This is a genomic window from Superficieibacter sp. (assembly GCF_032071645.1).
GTDB lineage: Bacteria > Pseudomonadota > Gammaproteobacteria > Enterobacterales > Enterobacteriaceae > Superficieibacter.
Window position 1 is genome coordinate 248,552 of record NZ_DAMAPU010000006.1, and the last position, 18,526, is coordinate 267,077.

Consider the following 18,526-nt stretch of genomic DNA (forward strand, 5'->3'; position numbering starts at 1 on the left):
CTCAGGCGGCGAGCGGGCGGAGCCAGCGCAGAGGCAGCCTGAGGTGTGAAGTGTATAACGATGCGGCGTCTGCGGTGAAACCTTATTCCGCAGGCGGTGATGCGAGTTAAGTTAAGTGATAGACTAGGCAACGAATTTCATCCTGATTTTCAGCGCCCGTCATCCGATAACGGGGCTGAGCAATGAATTAACAGCGGGGAGTGTGGTCGCAAATGGCGAAAGAGAAAAAACGTGGCTTTTTTTCCTGGCTGGGCTTTGGTCAAAAAGAAGAGGCGCAAGACGCTGAAAACGAGCAGAAGCTTGAAGAACAGCAGCCGGTAGCGGAAGAAGGCGCGCCTGAACAACCACCGCACAGCGAGGCGGAATCAGAGGCGTTTGCCGCTGAGGTTGTTGAGGTCACGGAGCAGGTGGCGGAAAGCGCGCAGCCTGAAGCGGTTGCAGAGCCGGAAATCATCACTGAGCCAGAAGTGGCTGCCGAGCCTGAAGTGGTTACCGAACCTGAAGTTATCGCCGAGCCTGAACCCGCCGTCATCATTGAGCGTGAAGAGCTGCCACTGGCCGAAGAACTCACTCCAGCAGACGCTGAGCCGGAAGAGTGGATACGCGAAGAAGAGCCGGTAGTAGCGGAAGACGCACCGATTAGCGACGAAGAACTGGACGCGCTGGCCGCCGAAGCGGCGGAAGAGGCCGTGCTGGTTGTCCCGGTTGACGATGCCGCGCCCGTTCAGGAGCAGGAAAAACCGACCAAAGAGGGCTTCTTTGCGCGCCTTAAGCGCAGCCTGGTCAAGACCAAAGAAAATCTCGGTTCCGGATTTATCAGTCTGTTCCGTGGCAAGAAAATCGATGATGATCTGTTTGAGGAGCTGGAAGAACAGCTTCTTATTGCCGATGTCGGCGTGGAAACGACCCGTAAAATCATCGCTAATCTGACCGAAGGCGCAAGCCGCAAGCAGTTACGAGATGCCGAAGCGTTATACGGTCTGCTGAAAGAAGAAATGAGCGAAATCCTCGCAAAAGTGGACGAACCGCTTAATATTGAAGGGAAAACGCCGTTTGTGATTTTGATGGTTGGCGTCAACGGCGTCGGTAAAACCACCACCATCGGCAAACTGGCGCGTCAGTTTGAGCAGCAGGGTAAATCGGTCATGCTGGCGGCGGGCGATACTTTCCGCGCGGCGGCCGTTGAGCAGCTTCAGGTGTGGGGCCAGCGGAACAATATTCCGGTCATTGCCCAGCATACGGGCGCGGACTCCGCTTCGGTGATCTTCGACGCCATCCAGGCGGCAAAAGCGCGTCACGTGGACGTACTGATTGCCGACACCGCCGGGCGTTTGCAGAACAAAGCGCACCTGATGGAAGAGTTAAAGAAAATTGTCCGCGTGATGAAAAAGCTTGATGTCGATGCGCCGCATGAGGTCATGCTGACGATTGATGCGAGCACCGGACAGAACGCGATAAGTCAGACCAGACTGTTCCATGAAGCCGTGGGGCTGACCGGCATCACGCTGACCAAACTGGACGGCACCGCTAAAGGTGGGGTGATCTTCTCAGTCGCCGACCAGTTTACGATCCCGATTCGCTACATCGGCGTCGGTGAACGTATAGAGGACTTGCGTCCGTTTAATGCGGGCGATTTTATTGAGGCACTTTTTGCCCGAGAGGACTAATAATGATTCGCTTTGAACACGTCAGCAAAGCCTATCTCGGTGGGAGACAAGCGTTGCAGGGAGTGACTTTTCACCTGCAACAGGGCGAGATGGCCTTCCTGACCGGGCACTCCGGCGCAGGGAAAAGTACCCTGCTAAAGCTGATCTGTGGCATCGAGCGGCCCAGCGCCGGGAAAATTTACTTTAGCGGTCACGACATCAGTCGTCTTAAGAACCGCGAAGTGCCGTTTTTGCGTCGGCAAATCGGCATGATCTTTCAGGATCACCATTTGCTGATGGATCGCACGGTGTTTGATAACGTGGCTATCCCGCTGATTATTGCCGGTGCCAGCGGCGATGACATTCGTCGTCGCGTCTCGGCAGCGCTTGATAAAGTCGGGCTGCTTGATAAAGCGAAAAACTTTCCGATCCAGCTTTCCGGCGGGGAACAGCAGCGGGTGGGGATCGCCCGTGCAGTGGTGAATAAGCCTGCGGTGCTGCTGGCCGATGAACCAACCGGGAACCTGGATGACGCACTGTCAGAAGGGATCTTACGGTTGTTTGAGGAGTTTAACCGCGTCGGCGTTACGGTGCTGATGGCATCGCACGATCTCGGGCTGATTTCCCGTCGTTCGTACCCGATGCTGACGTTAAGCGACGGACATTTGCATGGAGGCCATCACGGTGAATAAACGCGACGCTGTGGATCATATCAGGCAGTTTGGCAACCGGTTTGACCGCTTCCGTAAGCCGCAGGGCGCGCAGGGCGAAGGGCATCGCGGTGCGCCAAAACGCGGCAAGCCCGCGCCAAAGCCCGCTTCGCGTAAAACCAACGTGTTCAACGAACAGGTACGTTACGCCTGGCACGGCGCGGTACAGGATCTTAAAAGCAAACCGTTTGCGACGTTCCTCACCGTGATGGTGATCGCCATCTCGCTGACGCTGCCGAGCGTCTGCTATATGGTGTACAAAAACGTCAGCGAAGCGGCGGCGCAGTATTATCCTTCCCCGCAAATCACGGTTTATCTGGAAAAAACGCTGGATGACGATGCGGCGGCCCGCGTGGTCGGGCAGCTTCAGGCGGAACAGGGCGTTGAGAAGGTGAACTATCTGTCGCGCGAGGAAGCATTAGGCGAGTTCCGTAACTGGTCAGGCTTCGGCGGCGCGCTGGATATGCTGGAAGAGAACCCGCTACCCGCCGTGGCGGTAGTGATCCCGAAACTGGATTTTCAGAGCACCGACTCGCTTAATACCCTGCGCGACCGCGTCAGCCGGGTGCAGGGCGTGGATGAAGTGCGTATGGACGATAGCTGGTTTGCGCGGCTGGCTTCCTTAACCGGGCTGGTAGGGCGCGTATCGGCGATGATTGGCGTGCTGATGGTGGCGGCGGTATTCCTCGTCATCGGTAACAGCGTGCGGCTGAGCATTTTTGCCCGCCGCGACACCATTAACGTGCAGAAACTGATTGGCGCGACGGATGGTTTCATTCTGCGTCCGTTCCTGTATGGCGGGGCGGTGTTAGGCTTTTCCGGCGCGCTGCTGTCGCTGATCCTGTCGGAAATCCTCGTTATGCGGCTGTCGTCAGCGGTCACGGAAGTGGCGAAAGTCTTCGGCACCCAGTTTGCGCTAAGCGGCCTGTCGTTTGACGAGTGTCTGCTGCTGCTGTTGGTCTGCTCCATGATTGGCTGGGTGGCGGCCTGGCTGGCAACTGTGCAACATTTACGTCACTTTACGCCTGACTAATAAATTTCTGATATACTCTTCCCCTGCAATGCAATGTTCCCTGTGCAGGGGAAGCGTCACCCATCCCGTCCGTTTTCCCTTGCCTGAATCTTCGACCTGATGTCACATTTTGTGCGTAATCTATTCACACGGTTGCATGGAACTTGTGGATAAAATCACGGTCTGATAAAAGAGTGGATGATATTCTCGTTGCTCATAAGCGCTGGCACGTTTGTTGCTGTATTGCAGGGCAAGCCGCTACCAGTAAGCAGTATATTGAGAGGATTTGAATGACCAAAGAAATGCAAAATTTAGCTTTAGCCCCTGTTGGTAACCTGGAATCCTATATCCGGGCTGCGAACGCATGGCCGATGTTAACGGCCGATGAAGAGCGGGCGCTCGCTGAAAAGCTGCATTACCAGGGCGATCTGGAAGCAGCTAAGACGCTGATCCTGTCACACCTGCGCTTTGTTGTTCATATTGCTCGTAACTATTCGGGCTATGGCCTGCCGCAGGCAGACCTGATTCAGGAAGGCAATATCGGTTTGATGAAAGCCGTACGCCGTTTTAACCCTGAAGTGGGCGTGCGCCTGGTTTCATTCGCCGTACACTGGATCAAAGCCGAAATTCATGAATACGTGCTGCGTAACTGGCGTATCGTGAAGGTCGCCACCACCAAAGCACAGCGCAAGCTGTTTTTTAACCTGCGTAAAACCAAGCAGCGTCTGGGCTGGTTTAACCAGGATGAAGTGGAAATGGTAGCGCGTGAACTGGGCGTTTCCAGTAAAGACGTTCGCGAGATGGAATCCCGCATGGCGGCGCAGGACATGACCTTTGATATGTCCTCTGACGACGAATCCGACAGCCAGCCGATGGCACCGGTACTGTTTCTCCAGGATAAGTCCTCTAACTTTGCCGACGGCATTGAAGATGACAACTGGGAAGAGCAGGCCGCCAACAAGCTGACCGATGCTATGCAGGGTCTCGACGAGCGCAGCCAGGCTATCATCCGCGCCCGCTGGCTGGATGAAGATAACAAGTCAACGCTCCAGGAGCTGGCCGACCATTACGGCGTTTCCGCCGAGCGTGTGCGCCAGCTTGAAAAGAATGCGATGAAAAAACTTCGCGCTGCTATCGAAGCGTGATCCTGTAAACCCCTGGATGAAAATCCGGGGGTTTTTGTTTTCCTGCCCCGTCATAATTCTTTCCTCTGCCTGACTCCCCACAACCGCTGGCGTAAATACGCGCTATGGCAAACAATTACTTCAGGGTTATTTCGTTTCGGGGGAGAGATTATCGTGAGTAATGAGTCACTTAATCAGCGGCGTTTACAGGCGACGCCGCGCGGGATTGGCGTCATGTGTGGTTTTTACGCCGAGCGGGCGGAGAACGCGACGCTCTGGGATATCACCGGTAAAGAAGTCATTGATTTTGCTGCGGGTATTGCCGTGCTGAATACCGGCCATCGCCATCCCAGAATCATCGCCGCCATTGAAAAACAGCTTCAGGCATTTACCCATACTGCTTATCAAATCGTTCCTTATGAAAGCTATATTTCGCTGGCAGAGCGGATCAACGAACGCGTGCCGGTTGACGGCCCGGCGAAAACCGCCTTCTTTACCACCGGTGCAGAGGCGGTAGAAAACGCGGTAAAAATAGCGCGCGCTTATACCCGCCGTCCGGGGATTATCGCTTTTGGCGGCGGCTTTCATGGTCGCACCTCCATGACGCTCGCCCTGACCGGCAAAGTCGCGCCTTACAAAACGGGTTTTGGCCCCTTCCCCGGATCGGTTTACCACGCGCTTTACCCGAATGCGCTGCACGGCATAACCACCGCGGACGCCCTGAAAAGCCTGGAGCGCATTTTTAAAGCAGATATCGCGGCGGATCAGGTGGCGGCCATCATTCTGGAGCCGGTTCAGGGCGAGGGCGGTTTTAACATTGCCCCGGTTGAATTTATTCAGGCGCTGCGTGACCTGTGTGACACCCACGGTATTTTACTGATCGCCGACGAAGTGCAGAGCGGTTTCGCCCGCACCGGCAAATTGTTCGCCATGGAATATTACCCGGCAAAAGCCGATCTGATCACGATGGCGAAAAGTCTGGCGGGCGGAATGCCGCTGTCGGCGGTTGCCGGACGGGCGGAGGTGATGGACGCGCCCGCAGCAGGCGGGCTGGGCGGCACCTATGCGGGTAATCCGCTGGCGGTGGCGGCAGCGCACGCGGTGCTGGACGTCATTGACGACGAGCATCTGTGCAAACGCGCCCGCGAACTGGGCGCGCATCTGGTGGAAGTGCTGAACAACGCCCGGTCGTCGTGCGCTTACATTGCGGATGTCCGCGCCCAGGGCTCGATGGTGGCGGTGGAATTTAACGATCCGCATACCGGCGAGCCATCGGCGGAATTTACCCGCCAGGTGCTGGACGCCGCGCTGGCAGAAGGGCTTTTGCTGCTCAGCTGCGGCGTTTACGGCAACGTGATCCGCTTCCTCTATCCGCTCACTATCCCGGACGCGCAGTTCCGTACCGCGCTGGACATTATCCGCCGGGCGCTCACCCGTTAGCCCGCCTGGTCTCCCCGGCGGCGTAATGGTTGCCGGGGCTTCCGTCACAGGCTTCTTATTCCCCTGATAAATTAGCTATTCCAAAACCATAAAAATGGGGTATGTTTTAGCATAGAATGCTGAAAAGACACGGTCGGCTCTCTGATAATCAAAATAATGTGTCGCATAACAACATCACAACACACGTAATAACCGCAATAATGGGGAATCTCAGGATGAAAATGAAGGGTAAAGCGTTACTGGCAGGATGTATCGCGCTGTCTTTAAGCAACATGGCGCTGGCTGAAGATATTAAAGTTGCCGTTGTCGGCGCAATGTCTGGCCCGGTAGCGCAGTACGGCGACCAGGAATTTACCGGTGCAGAGCAGGCGGTCGCGGATATTAACGCCAAAGGCGGCGTGAAGGGCAACAAGCTGACCATCGTGAAATATGACGATGCCTGCGACCCGAAACAGGCGGTGGCGGTCGCGAACAAAGTGGTTAACGACGGTATCAAATACGTGATCGGCCACCTGTGCTCATCCTCCACCCAGCCCGCTTCTGACATCTATGAAGACGAAGGCATTCTGATGATCACCCCGGCTGCGACCGCGCCGGAATTGACCGCACGCGGCTACAAGCTGATCCTGCGCACTACCGGTCTGGACTCCGATCAGGGGCCGACCGCTGCGAAATATATTCTCGATAAAGTGAAGCCACAGCGCATCGCTATCGTTCACGACAAACAGCAGTACGGCGAAGGCCTGGCCCGCGCGGTGCAGGACGGCCTGAAGAAAGGCAATGCCAACGTGGTGTTCTTTGACGGTATCACCGCAGGCGAAAAAGACTTCTCCACGCTGGTGGCGCGTCTGAAGAAAGAAAACATCGATTTCGTTTACTACGGCGGTTATCACCCGGAAATGGGGCAGATCCTGCGTCAGGCGCGCGCTGCTGGCCTGAAAACCCAGTTTATGGGACCGGAAGGCGTAGCGAACGTGTCGCTGTCTAACATTGCCGGTGAATCTGCTGAAGGGATGCTGGTGACTAAGCCGAAGAACTACGATCAGGTTCCGGCAAACAAACCGATTGTGGATGCTATCAAAGGCAAAAAACAGGATCCGAGCGGCGCATTCGTCTGGACCACTTACGCCGCCCTGCAATCCTTACAGGCGGGCCTGAATCAGTCTGACGATCCGGCTGAAATCGCTAAATACCTGAAGGCGAATAAAGTCGAGACGGTAATGGGCCCGTTGACCTGGGACGAGAAGGGCGATCTGAAAGGTTTTGAATTCGGCGTGTTCGACTGGCACGCGAACGGTACAGCGACCGACGCGAAGTAATTCAGTGCCGGGTGGCGCTGGCGCTTATCCGGTCGGTCATTCCCTGGAAAATGTCAAAAAACGTAGCCGGGTCAGGCGCAGTCGCCCCCGGCTTTTTCCTCTGGCTATCAATATATACGTCAATGGTGCGTAACCTGGTGCTTTTGCCCTCAGCATTCCGACTGCCGCCCGCTTGCGGCAGGGCGTTAGTCATGACGATTTATCTTTCTGGCATAACACTAACGTCATAAAACGGCTGTTTGGATCAGGCTGATAATCAGCAAACGGCTCGCAGTCAACAAAACCGTGTTTGAGATAAAGTTGATGGCAGGCCGCAAACCCTGGCTGTGTCCCCGTCTCTAAACTCAGACGCTGCAGACCTTTAACATGCGCAACCTGCAATATATGCAGTAAAAACTGGTTCGCTACACCACGGCGCAAAAAATCTGGCGCGGTACGCATTGATTTCAGCTCACCATGTTCATCATCCAGCATTTTCAGCGCGCCAATCCCCGCCAGTTGTTCTCCTTCCCATGCTGACCAAAATATTACTGCCGGATCACGCAGTTTTTGAACATCCAGAGCATGGCTGCTTTCTGGTGGAGACTGTTCCAGCATGCCGGAAATATGGTATGCCACTAATGCTTGCACCGCTGGATGCGAGAGATCGTCAGTTTTGATTGTGAACATGAGATTTTCCAGAGGGTTGGCTACATATTATTAACATAATAATAAGCAACAACAACTTTGCTCATCAAGTCATTCGAATCTTGCTGTTCATTATTATCGTGTTCTTTATGCGATAAAAAGATTGCTGTTCAGCCACTGGCGGTTAAACTATCTCAATATCAACAAATTTTGAGATAGTTTGCGATGGCAGTTAAACGACCTCCTGCATTAGTTCCTTTAAGTCAGATCACGAGTGAGCAATTAGATTCTTACTCTTCCTGGGCTCGTATTGTGGATGATAAAGGGCGCTATCTTCCATGGGATGAGTTCCAGTTTCGCATTAAAAAGGGGCAGAATGCGACGCTTGCCTGGAGCTTTACCCGGCGCGCGCGCAATGCCGCAATGCAGTTTCTCGACTATACCAACGAGCATGATGAGCAGGCCGGGTTCAACAATACTTCGCCAATGTCAGAGGTTTGTGAGCGAGTAGACAAATACGCAACGACCCAGGCACTGCTTCAACAGCAGCAGAGACTTCAGGCCACTGGCACATTGTTAAGTCAATTGCAGTTTGATGAGGCTATTACCAGCGCACAACTGGAAGGAGCGAATACCACCACGCTGGTGGCGAAAAATATGCTGGAAACGGGACGTAAACCGCGTACGGAAAGTGAACAAATGATCGTCGGCAATGCCAGGCTGATGAGTGAAATCTTAGCTCATCTTGATGAGCCTCTGACCCCGGCGCTGATTCGCCATTTCCATTCGGTGGGTATGGCGGGCATTGACGATAAAAAGTATACGCCTGGTCATTGGCGAGAAACAGACGATATTGTCATCGCCGATTATGACGGCAATATTGTTCACCAACCGCCTAAGGCAGAACGGATCCCCGAACGGCTCGAAAAGGTATGTACCTGGATCAATACCCGCTCGGGAAATTACATCCATCCGCTTATTCGCGCCTGTATCCTGCATTTTATGATTGCCCATGAGCATCCTTTCCGGGATGGCAACGGGCGAACCGCACGCGCGTTATTTTACTGGTTTATGTTGAAATCGGGATACGAGGCGTTTCGCTATATCTCTATTAGTAGCCTGCTTTACGCGGCTTCGGTTAAATATGCTCACAGCTATCAGTACACAGAAACGGATAGTATGGATTTAACGTATTTCCTCGAATATCAAATGGCTATCGTCAAACGCGCGTTGGATAAATTTTATGAGCACATCGACGCTGTTATAAGCCGCCGCGCGCGGATCGATCGCACGCTTTTTGAGTCAGGGGCATTACAGCGCCTGACGCAGCGACAGGTTACATTGTTGAACATTATGCTGGGTGATGCAGGCAAAGGTTTTACCGTAGCGGAGATCGCCGGGCAACTCGGTATCGCGGACAACACGGCGCGTAGCGATCTTAAAGCTCTGGTTCGCGAGGGCGTTGCCGAAGAGCGCAGAGCGAACGCGCAGCAAACGATTTATTTTTGCCTTCTGAAGTTGTGAGGCGGACTGTTAACGCTTTAAATAAATTGTGCCTGGTCGCGACTCGCTTACATGCGCTGAAAGTGAGCCTGTCAGCTTCGCAGGCCATTGGCATTCGCGGGTTGTTTGTCGACGCGCTTTAGCGAGTCAGCTCCCAGCCGTCTTTCAGCGCCTGGAATCCCAGCGCCTGCATAAACGCCGCCATAGCCTCCCGGTCTTCAACGCCGATATCCGTCATCCACCACGCACGGACGTTTGGGTTATGGCGGATCACCTCCTCCAGCAGATATCGCCCGACGCCACGGCGACGCGTAACGTCGCGCACGCGCAGTGAATCCAGCGCGCCCTCGGCACCGCTTAACGTCACCCGCACCGCGCCCAGCAGTCGCTCGTTAAACCGGGCCGCGTAGATGCGGTGGGTTTCGTCCACGCTTAACGATGAGGCAGAATATTCCGGCCAGATTTTACCCAGGTCGAGGTGGTCCTGGGCGCTAAAGTGTTCTAAACGAATGATGGTCAGCTTCATCAGCGGCGTATCCAAAGCAAAAAGTAGAACGATTTTACTCACTTTCTCCCGACAGACGCTTTCTCTTTTTTTATTCATTCATCAGGCGATTAATTTTTGACAGGGGGAAAGGGTAGCGTGAAACATTAAGGATCGAAAAATAAGCAGAATTTTAACCTGAAAGGTAGTGATTTATTCCGTGCATTATGTCGTTATTTTATGCTGTAACGCGGACTTTTTTTGTTTATCTCGCGCTTAATACAGAATATTATCTCTGCTTAATAGACTGAAATATAGAGAAATTAATCTGTTTTTCAGCGTAAAACCGCGCTAAACCCTTAAACACACAGGTAAAAACAGCGCTGCCGATAAAAAGTACAGAATGCTTTTTAACCATAAAAAAACAAAATATATACACAACATCATGAACGGGGATTTACGAGTATGAAAAGGAATGCGAAAACAGTTATGGCAGGGATGGTTGCACTGGCGATCTCACACGCAGCAATGGCCGACGATATCAAAGTCGCCGTGGTCGGGGCAATGTCTGGCCCGGTCGCGCAATGGGGCGATATGGAGTTCAACGGCGCACGCCAGGCCATTAAAGACATCAATGCTAAAGGCGGCGTGAAGGGCAACAAGCTGGTGGGCGTGGAGTATGACGACGCCTGCGATCCGAAACAGGCTGTCGCGGTGGCGAACAAAATCGTCAACGATGGTATCCAGTATGTTATCGGGCACCTGTGCTCTTCTTCCACCCAGCCCGCCTCCGACATCTATGAAGATGAAGGCATTTTGATGATCACCCCAGGGGCGACCAACCCGGAACTGACGCAGCGTGGCTATCAGTACATTATGCGTACCGCCGGGCTGGACTCCTCGCAGGGACCGACCGCCGCGAAATATATCCTGGAGAAAGTGAAGCCGCAGCGTATCGCCATCATCCACGATAAACAGCAGTACGGCGAAGGGCTGGCGCGTTCGGTGCAGGACGGCCTGAAAAAGGGCAATGCCAACGTGGTGTTCTTTGACGGCATTACCGCAGGCGAAAAAGATTTCTCCGCGCTGCTCGCTCGCCTGAAGAAAGAAAATATCGACTTCGTGTATTACGGCGGCTACTACCCGGAAATGGGCCAGATGCTGCGCCAGGCGCGCTCCGTCGGCCTGAAAACCCAGTTTATGGGGCCGGAAGGCGTCGGCAACGCTTCGCTGTCTAACATCGCAGGCGATGCCGGGGAAGGCATGCTGGTGACGATGCCAAAACGCTATGACCAGGATCCGGCAAACAGCGCTATCGTTAACGCACTGAAGGCAGAGAAGAAAGATCCAAGCGGGCCGTACGTGTGGATCACTTACGCCGCCGTGCAGTCGCTGGCAACAGCGCTGGATCGCAGCGGTAGCCAGCAGCCGCTGGATCTGATGAAAGATTTAAAAGCGCACGGGGCAAACACCGTGATTGGGCCGCTGAACTGGGATGAAAAAGGCGATCTGAAGGGATTTGAGTTTGGTGTCTTCCAGTGGCACGCCGACGGGTCTTCCTCGGCAGCCAAATAATAGTCCCACCGCCCGCGTTTCGCGGGCGGGTTGAGAAAGGTTACTTTATGTCCGAGCAGTTTCTCTATTTCTTGCAGCAGATGTTTAACGGCGTCACGCTGGGAAGCACCTACGCGCTGATCGCCATCGGGTATACGATGGTGTACGGCATTATCGGCATGATCAACTTCGCCCACGGCGAGGTGTATATGATCGGCAGCTACGTCTCCTTTATGATCATCGCCGCGCTAATGATGATGGGCATTGATACCGGCTGGCTGCTGGTGGCCGCAGGGTTTGTCGGGGCGATTGTCATCGCCAGCGCCTACGGCTGGAGTATCGAGCGGGTGGCCTATCGCCCGGTGCGCAACTCCAAACGACTGATCGCGCTGATCTCCGCCATCGGGATGTCAATCTTCCTGCAAAACTACGTCAGCCTGACCGAAGGGTCACGCGATGTGGCACTTCCCAGCCTGTTTAACGGCCAGTGGACGATAGGCAGTAGTGAAAACTTCACCGCGTCGATTACCACGATGCAACTCGTTATCTGGATCGTGACCTTCGTCGCGATGCTGGCGCTGACCATTTTCATCCGCTACTCGCGCATGGGCCGTGCCTGCCGCGCCTGCGCGGAAGATCTCAAAATGGCGAGCCTGCTGGGTATTAATACCGACCGCGTGATTGCGCTGACCTTTGTTATCGGCGCGGCAATGGCGGCGGTGGCGGGCGTGCTGCTTGGCCAGTTCTACGGCGTTATCAACCCCTATATCGGCTTTATGGCCGGGATGAAAGCCTTCACCGCAGCGGTACTTGGCGGCATCGGCAGCATTCCTGGCGCGATGATTGGCGGGCTGATCCTTGGCGTCGCGGAAGCGCTCTCCTCTGCCTACCTGAGCACGGAATATAAAGATGTGGTGTCGTTCGCGCTGCTGATTCTGGTGCTGTTGGTGATGCCGACCGGCATTCTGGGTCGCCCGGAGGTCGAGAAAGTATGAAACCAATGCATTTTGCGATGGCGCTGCTTTCTGCCGCCATGTTCTTTATTCTTGCGGGCGTGTTTATGGGCGTTCAGCTTGAGCTGGACGGCACAAAGCTGGTGGTGGGGTCCGCTGCGGATATTCGCTGGCAGTGGATTTTCATCGGCACGGCGGTGGTCTTTTTCTTCCAGCTACTGCGTCCGGTTTTCCAGAAGTCGCTGAAAAACGTCTCCGGGCCGAAGTTTGTGCTGCCTGCGATTGATGGCTCGACCGTCAAACAGAAGCTGTTCCTGCTGGCGCTGCTGGTTATCGCCGTCGCGTGGCCGTTTATGGTGTCGCGCGGGACGGTGGATATCGCCACCCTGACCATGATTTACATCATCCTCGGGCTGGGGCTGAACGTGGTGGTCGGGCTGTCCGGCCTGCTGGTGCTGGGCTACGGCGGCTTCTACGCCATCGGTGCCTATACGTTTGCCCTGCTCAACCACTATTACGGCCTGGGTTTCTGGACTTGCCTGCCGCTGGCAGGGCTGGTCTCGGCGGCAGCGGGCTTCCTGCTCGGCTTCCCGGTACTGCGCCTGCGCGGTGACTATCTGGCGATTGTCACCTTAGGCTTTGGCGAGATCGTGCGTATCCTGCTGCTCAACAACACCGAAGTGACCGGTGGCCCGAACGGGATCAGCCAGATCCCCAAACCGACTTTCTTCGGCCTGGAGTTCAGCCGCACCGCGCGTGAAGGCGGCTGGGACACCTTCAGCAATTTCTTTGGCCTGAAGTATGACCCCAGCGACCGGGTGATTTTCCTCTATCTGGTGGCGCTGCTGCTGGTGGTCTTCTCGCTGTTTGTGATCAACCGCCTGCTGCGGATGCCGCTGGGCCGGGCCTGGGAAGCGCTACGCGAAGATGAAATCGCCTGCCGCTCGCTGGGGCTGAACCCGACGCGCATCAAGCTGACGGCTTTTACCATCAGCGCCGCGTTCGCCGGGTTTGCCGGGACGCTGTTTGCCGCGCGCCAGGGTTTTGTCAGCCCGGAATCCTTCACCTTTGCCGAATCAGCCTTCGTGCTGGCGATTGTGGTGCTTGGCGGGATGGGATCGCAGTTTGCGGTGATCCTCGCCGCTGTCCTGCTGGTGGTGTCGCGCGAACTGATGCGTGATTTCAATGAATACAGCATGTTAATGCTGGGTGGCCTGATGGTTCTGATGATGATCTGGCGACCGGAAGGTCTGCTGCCGATGACGCGTCCACAGCTCAAACTGAAAAGCGCGCAGGCGAAAGGAGAGCAGGCATGAGTCAGCCATTATTATCCGTGAACGGCCTGATGATGCGCTTTGGCGGCCTGCTGGCGGTCAATAACGTCAATCTGGAACTGCATCCCCGGGAGATTGTTTCCTTAATTGGCCCCAACGGCGCGGGGAAAACCACCGTTTTCAACTGCCTGACCGGTTTCTATAAACCGACCGGCGGCACCATTATGCTGCGCGACCAGCATCTTGAAGGGCTGCCGGGCCAGCAAATCGCGCGAATGGGCGTGGTGCGTACTTTCCAGCACGTGCGCCTGTTCCGTGAAATGACGGTGATTGAAAACCTGCTGGTGGCGCAGCATCAGCAACTGAAAAGCGGGGTCTTCTCCGGCCTGCTGAAAACGCCGTCCTTCCGCCGCGCGCAGAGCGAAGCGCTGGACCGCGCCGCCACCTGGCTGGAGCGCATCGGTTTGTTAGCGCACGCTAACCGTCAGGCCAGCAACCTGGCCTACGGCGACCAGCGTCGCCTCGAGATCGCCCGCTGCATGGTGACGCAGCCGGAGATCCTGATGCTTGATGAACCCGCGGCGGGGCTTAACCCGAAAGAAACTAAAGAGCTGGACGAGCTGATTGCCGAGCTGCGCAACCATCACAACACCACTATCCTGCTGATTGAGCACGATATGAAGCTGGTCATGGGCATCTCGGATCGCATCTACGTGGTCAATCAGGGGACGCCGCTGGCGAACGGCACGCCGGAACAAATTCGCAATAACCCGGATGTGATCCGCGCGTATCTCGGTGAGGCATAAGATGGAAAAAACGATGTTATCTTTCGACAAAGTGAGCGCCCACTACGGGAAGATCCAGGCGCTGCACGACGTCAGCCTGACCATTAATCAGGGGGAAATCGTCACCCTGATCGGCGCGAACGGCGCGGGGAAAACCACGTTGCTTGGCACTCTGTGCGGCGATCCGCGCGCCACCAGCGGGCGGATTGTGTTTGACGGTAAAGACATTACCGACTGGCAGACCGCGAAAATCATGCGCGAAGCGGTGGCGATTGTCCCGGAAGGGCGTCGCGTTTTCTCCCGCATGACGGTTGAAGAGAACCTGGCGATGGGCGGCTTTTTCGCCGACCGCGACCAGTTTCAGACCCGTATCAAATGGGTGTATGAACTCTTCCCGCGTCTGCACGAACGCCGCATCCAGCGGGCGGGGACGATGTCCGGCGGTGAGCAGCAGATGCTGGCGATTGGCCGCGCGCTGATGAGCCAGCCGCGTCTGCTGCTGCTGGACGAACCCTCGCTGGGCCTCGCGCCGATCATCATCCAGCAGATTTTCGATACTATCGAGCAGTTGCGTGAGCAGGGCATGACCATTTTCCTGGTCGAGCAGAACGCTAACCAGGCGCTGAAGCTCGCGGATCGCGGCTACGTGCTGGAGAACGGTCACGTGGTGCTGGAAGACACCGGCGATGCGCTGCTGGCGAACGAAGCGGTGCGCAGCGCTTATCTGGGTGGCTAGTACGGCAAAAGGCCCGGTGTGCGATGCGTGCCGGGCCTGCTGAAGCAGAAAAGGGGGCGCCAGCCCCCGTTTTTTATGGCTGCGGTGTTTCGCGCGTCCCCTCCGTCAGCAGCAACGGCGGCACTTTGCCCGTCGCGCTGTCAAAGACAAACTCGCGTCCCTGGCGCTCACCGCCAATATAGAATGACACTTCTTTGTTGCCTGCGGCGGCCTGCTGGCGCACGTAGCTGTCCACGTCAAAATAGAGATCGTCCTCTTTATTGCCATGGCGTAGCGTTGCCACCGAGGTGTAGGTCATTGCCGGACGATGATCCCAGTTGACGCTGCTGGCCTTCCAGCTGTTGTCAGCCGCATAAATGTGGAGGATACGGGCGGCCGAATCAGTCGTGTTTTTACCGTGCAGGCGCACCATGTATTTAAACAGGGCAGCGTCTTCCGGCGGCAGGTTAGAAGGCAGCGCCGGGATAGTGAATTTCAGCAGCGCCATCTTTTGCGGATGTACCTCGCGGCCTGCGCCGGTCCAGTCATCGACAATATGCATCTGCGGGTCCTGAGCGTGGATCGCCGCCGGAGCGCGGCTGTCAACGTAGCTGCTCTCGCTGACGGCGCTCATGCTGAACGGCACTTTCAGTCCGCACTGGATGCCCCGGTTCAGGCAGTGCTCAGTCATAAAGCGCGCGCCGTCTACGGTCCAGCCATTCATGAAATCGCCGTGCGCGGTGTAGAGATTGCCCCATTTTTCCATGGTATGACCGTGGTGCATTTCTGGATCCATCGACAGCCCAACTTTGCTGGTATCCAGCTCCTTCATGCCCGGCAGAACCCAGACGGCGTTAAGGTTAACGGTCGGCAGTTTCACCGGGAAGTCCTTCGGACAGGCGTTATTCACCGCGTAGGTGGCGTTTGGCTTGCCCACCGCCGGGCGCAGGTTTTTGCCATCCCAGCAGTTCGGGAAGCGCATACCGATGTTGAACTGTACCGGACCGCCCGGCGAGCGTGGCGTACACACCCGCCCTATTTTGTTGAAATAACCCGGCTGGCCCGCACAGAGGAAGTTGATATTTTTTGGCGGCTTGCTGCCGTGGTGATCCCCGGCCAGCAGTTCCAGTCCCGGCGGGAAAGGCTGCACCGGATGAGCGACAACGTCGTCCGCCTGGTAGTACGTTTTCTGGTAGGACGGCTTCAGAAGCTCGCCGGTCTCCAGACGCAGCGACGGCACCCAGTAGGCGGAAGCGTCGGATTTGTTGTCACAGGTCGTCTGTGGATGCGCCAGCAGCGCGTTGTAATTAGAAAACGCATCCACGCTGGTGTTGCCGAAGAAGTCGTGCAACATCGCCATGCCCGGCATTCCGTGCATCATGATGGCGTCATCCCCGGCAGTGTGGTGGTAGCTACAAACCACATTGCTTTGCCCTTCTGCAGCATGCGCGCTGGCAATGCCAGTGCCTGATAACACGCTGATAACGATAAGTTTGCGTAAAATTGTCATGATAATCTCCTGGTTAGTTACGTCATCAATAGCACGGACAAACCGGAGGGCTGACATCACAACTTATCATCAATGGTCATTTTTCCCCGTTGAGATGCGTTATCTTGCCAGGTTCCGGGATTGGCGGACGGAATGGGAAAAATTATCCGCACCGGGAGTCGTCATCTGTCCATCACCCTTTCGCCATCTCGCTGACGCCTGGTCGTCATCTCTCTGTAATCAAAAAGTTATTTTTCTGTCATTCGAGCATGTCATGTTACCTCGCGAGCATAAAACGCGTGATATCGCGCCTCCGGCACAATAAGAGAGATGACAATGACATCGTTACGATACACAGCTTTGGGTCTGGCAATGGGACTGGCTTTTGCGGGCAACGCGATGGCCGTGACTACGATTCCGTTCTGGCACTCTATGGAAGGCGAACTGGGTAAAGAAGTTGACTCCCTGGCGCAACGTTTCAACGAGACGCACCCGGATTACAAAATTGTGCCGGTGTACAAAGGTAACTACGAGCAGAGCCTGAGCGCGGGTATTGCCGCGTTCCGCACCGGTAACGCCCCGGCGCTGTTACAGGTGTATGAAGTGGGCACCGCCACCATGATGGCGTCTAAAGCGATCAAACCGGTGTACGAAGTATTTAAAGATGCGGGCATTACCTTCGATGAATCGCAGTTCGTGCCGACGGTTTCCGGTTACTACACCGACGCTAAAACCGGGCATCTGCTGTCCCAGCCGTTTAACAGTTCAACGCCCGTCCTGTACTACAACAAGGACGCCTTCAAAAAGGCGGGTTTAGATCCTGAGCAGCCGCCGAAAACCTGGCAGGATCTGGCGGCGTATACCGCGAAGCTGAAAGCCGCCGGGATGAAGTGTGGCTACGCCAGCGGCTGGCAGGGCTGGATCCAGATTGAAAACTTCAGCGCCTGGCACGGCCTGCCGGTGGCGACCAAAAACAACGGTTTTGACGGCGCTGATGCGGTGCTGGAGTTCAATAAACCGGAGCAGGTCAAACATATCGCGCTGTTGCAGGAGCTGAATAAAAAAGGGGATTTCAGCTACTTCGGGCGTAAAGACGAATCGACCGAGAAGTTTTATAACGGCGACTGCGCGATCACCACGGCTTCTTCCGGCTCGCTGGCGGATATCCGTCATTACGCCAAATTCAACTACGGCGTGGGCATGATGCCGTACGATGCCGATGTGAAAGGCGCGCCGCAGAACGCCATTATCGGCGGGGCGAGCCTGTGGGTGATGCAGGGCAAAGATCAGGGCACTTACAAAGGCGTGGCCGAGTTCCTCGATTTCCTGGCGAAGCCGGAAAACGCCGCCGAGTGGCACCAGAAAACGGGCTATCTGCCGATCACTAAAGCCGCGTATGACCTGACCCGCCAGCAGGGGTTTTATGACAAGAATCCGGGCGCGGATATCGCCACTCGCCAGATGCTGAACAAACCGCCGTTGCCGTTCACCAAAGGGCTGCGTCTGGGCAATATGCCGCAGATCCGCACCATCGTGGATGAAGAGCTGGAAAGCGTGTGGACCGGCAAGAAAACGCCACAGCAGGCGCTGGATTCGGCGGTTGAACGCGGGAATCAGCTGCTGCGCCGTTTTGAGCAGGCGACAAAGGGTTAACAGGTTTTTTGCTGGTGCCGCTTTTCTCCCTCTCCCTCGAGGGAGAGGGCCGGGGAGAGGGGGAGCGTCTGGTGAATTGGGTGGGTGCGGGGGTAGTTTTTCGCCCTCTCCCTGACCCCCTCCCCCAGGAGAGGGAACTGTCCGTGGCACAGGGTTACTACAGTTCCCCTATGCCGCTTTTCTCCCTCTCCCTCGAGGGAGAGGGCCGGGGAGAGGGGGAGCGTCTGGTGAAATTGGG

17 protein-coding genes are annotated in these 18,526 nt (G+C 55.7%); 13 read left to right on the forward strand and 4 right to left on the reverse strand.

Features of this window, described 5'->3' with window-relative positions; all coding sequences use genetic code 11:
• Window positions 1-212: 212 nt before the first annotated feature.
• The 6 genes from ftsY to livJ all read left to right on the forward strand — a co-directional run bounded on the left by ftsY (window position 213) and on the right by livJ (window position 7,251).
• Window positions 213-1,667, forward strand: coding sequence for a signal recognition particle-docking protein FtsY (gene ftsY / locus RT197_RS14030; RefSeq protein ID WP_312951597.1), 1,455 nt, complete (start codon window positions 213-215; stop codon window positions 1,665-1,667).
• Between the two features lie 2 nt (window positions 1,668-1,669).
• On the forward strand, window positions 1,670-2,338 hold the full coding sequence (gene ftsE / locus RT197_RS14035; RefSeq protein ID WP_312951599.1) for a cell division ATP-binding protein FtsE: 669 nt from the start codon (window positions 1,670-1,672) through the stop codon (window positions 2,336-2,338).
• On the forward strand, window positions 2,331-3,389 hold the full coding sequence (gene ftsX, locus RT197_RS14040) for a permease-like cell division protein FtsX (RefSeq protein WP_312951647.1): 1,059 nt from the start codon (window positions 2,331-2,333) through the stop codon (window positions 3,387-3,389). Before ftsE ends, ftsX begins: the two co-directional genes overlap by 8 nt.
• Before the next feature lie 269 nt (window positions 3,390-3,658).
• Entirely contained in the window at window positions 3,659-4,513 is an 855-nt protein-coding gene (gene rpoH, locus RT197_RS14045; RefSeq protein ID WP_312951601.1) for an RNA polymerase sigma factor RpoH, read from the forward strand.
• Between the two features lie 153 nt (window positions 4,514-4,666).
• Window positions 4,667-5,932 (forward strand): 4-aminobutyrate--2-oxoglutarate transaminase, encoded by a 1,266-nt coding sequence (locus RT197_RS14050; RefSeq protein ID WP_312951603.1) that lies wholly within the window; start codon window positions 4,667-4,669, stop codon window positions 5,930-5,932.
• 215 nt (window positions 5,933-6,147) lie between these two features.
• Window positions 6,148-7,251, forward strand: coding sequence for a branched chain amino acid ABC transporter substrate-binding protein LivJ (gene livJ / locus RT197_RS14055; protein WP_312951605.1), 1,104 nt, complete (start codon window positions 6,148-6,150; stop codon window positions 7,249-7,251).
• Between the two features lies 1 nt (window position 7,252).
• On the opposite strand, the gene RT197_RS14060 is transcribed toward livJ, so the two are convergent.
• Window positions 7,253-7,444 carry a hypothetical protein gene (locus tag RT197_RS14060; RefSeq protein WP_312951607.1) on the reverse strand — a complete coding sequence of 64 codons (192 nt, stop codon included), beginning with the start codon at window positions 7,442-7,444 and terminating at the stop codon, window positions 7,253-7,255.
• The gene (locus RT197_RS14065; protein ID WP_312951608.1) at window positions 7,441-7,920 is read right to left on the reverse strand and encodes a GNAT family N-acetyltransferase; all 480 of its coding nucleotides are present in this window, start codon (window positions 7,918-7,920) and stop codon (window positions 7,441-7,443) included. Before RT197_RS14065 ends, RT197_RS14060 begins: the two co-directional genes overlap by 4 nt.
• A gap of 183 nt (window positions 7,921-8,103) precedes the next feature.
• Between RT197_RS14065 and RT197_RS14070 the strand changes: the two genes are divergently transcribed.
• Window positions 8,104-9,402 carry a Fic family protein gene (locus RT197_RS14070; RefSeq protein ID WP_312951610.1) on the forward strand — a complete coding sequence of 433 codons (1,299 nt, stop codon included), beginning with the start codon at window positions 8,104-8,106 and terminating at the stop codon, window positions 9,400-9,402.
• Between the two features lie 118 nt (window positions 9,403-9,520).
• On the opposite strand, the gene panM is transcribed toward RT197_RS14070, so the two are convergent.
• Window positions 9,521-9,907 (reverse strand): aspartate 1-decarboxylase autocleavage activator PanM, encoded by a 387-nt coding sequence (panM, locus tag RT197_RS14075; protein WP_312951649.1) that lies wholly within the window; start codon window positions 9,905-9,907, stop codon window positions 9,521-9,523.
• A 423-nt stretch (window positions 9,908-10,330) separates the two neighbouring features.
• Here panM and livK point away from each other — a divergent pair, with 423 nt between their 5' ends.
• Genes livK through livF form a run of 5 tightly spaced genes read left to right on the forward strand, consistent with a single transcriptional unit; the run spans window position 10,331 to window position 15,167 of the window.
• Window positions 10,331-11,440, forward strand: coding sequence for a high-affinity branched-chain amino acid ABC transporter substrate-binding protein LivK (livK, locus tag RT197_RS14080; protein WP_312951612.1), 1,110 nt, complete (start codon window positions 10,331-10,333; stop codon window positions 11,438-11,440).
• Window positions 11,441-11,487: 47 nt separating this feature from the next.
• Window positions 11,488-12,414: a high-affinity branched-chain amino acid ABC transporter permease LivH gene (gene livH, locus RT197_RS14085; protein WP_312951613.1), complete on the forward strand. Its 927-nt coding sequence runs from the start codon at window positions 11,488-11,490 to the stop codon at window positions 12,412-12,414.
• A complete protein-coding gene (locus RT197_RS14090; RefSeq protein ID WP_312951615.1) occupies window positions 12,411-13,688 on the forward strand; it encodes a high-affinity branched-chain amino acid ABC transporter permease LivM in 1,278 nt (425 codons plus the stop codon). Before livH ends, RT197_RS14090 begins: the two co-directional genes overlap by 4 nt.
• The gene (livG, locus tag RT197_RS14095) at window positions 13,685-14,452 is read left to right on the forward strand and encodes a high-affinity branched-chain amino acid ABC transporter ATP-binding protein LivG (RefSeq protein ID WP_312951617.1); all 768 of its coding nucleotides are present in this window, start codon (window positions 13,685-13,687) and stop codon (window positions 14,450-14,452) included. The genes RT197_RS14090 and livG overlap by 4 nt, the downstream gene beginning before the upstream one ends.
• A 1-nt stretch (window position 14,453) precedes the next feature.
• Complete coding sequence (gene livF / locus RT197_RS14100) at window positions 14,454-15,167, forward strand: high-affinity branched-chain amino acid ABC transporter ATP-binding protein LivF (RefSeq protein WP_312951619.1); 714 nt, start codon at window positions 14,454-14,456, stop codon at window positions 15,165-15,167.
• A gap of 73 nt (window positions 15,168-15,240) precedes the next feature.
• Here livF and RT197_RS14105 read toward each other — a convergent pair whose 3' ends face one another.
• On the reverse strand, window positions 15,241-16,656 hold the full coding sequence (locus tag RT197_RS14105; protein ID WP_312951620.1) for a DUF1996 domain-containing protein: 1,416 nt from the start codon (window positions 16,654-16,656) through the stop codon (window positions 15,241-15,243).
• Between the two features lie 315 nt (window positions 16,657-16,971).
• Here RT197_RS14105 and ugpB point away from each other — a divergent pair, with 315 nt between their 5' ends.
• Complete coding sequence (ugpB, locus tag RT197_RS14110) at window positions 16,972-18,288, forward strand: sn-glycerol-3-phosphate ABC transporter substrate-binding protein UgpB (RefSeq protein WP_312951621.1); 1,317 nt, start codon at window positions 16,972-16,974, stop codon at window positions 18,286-18,288.
• The last annotated feature ends 238 nt before the right edge of the window (window positions 18,289-18,526 follow it).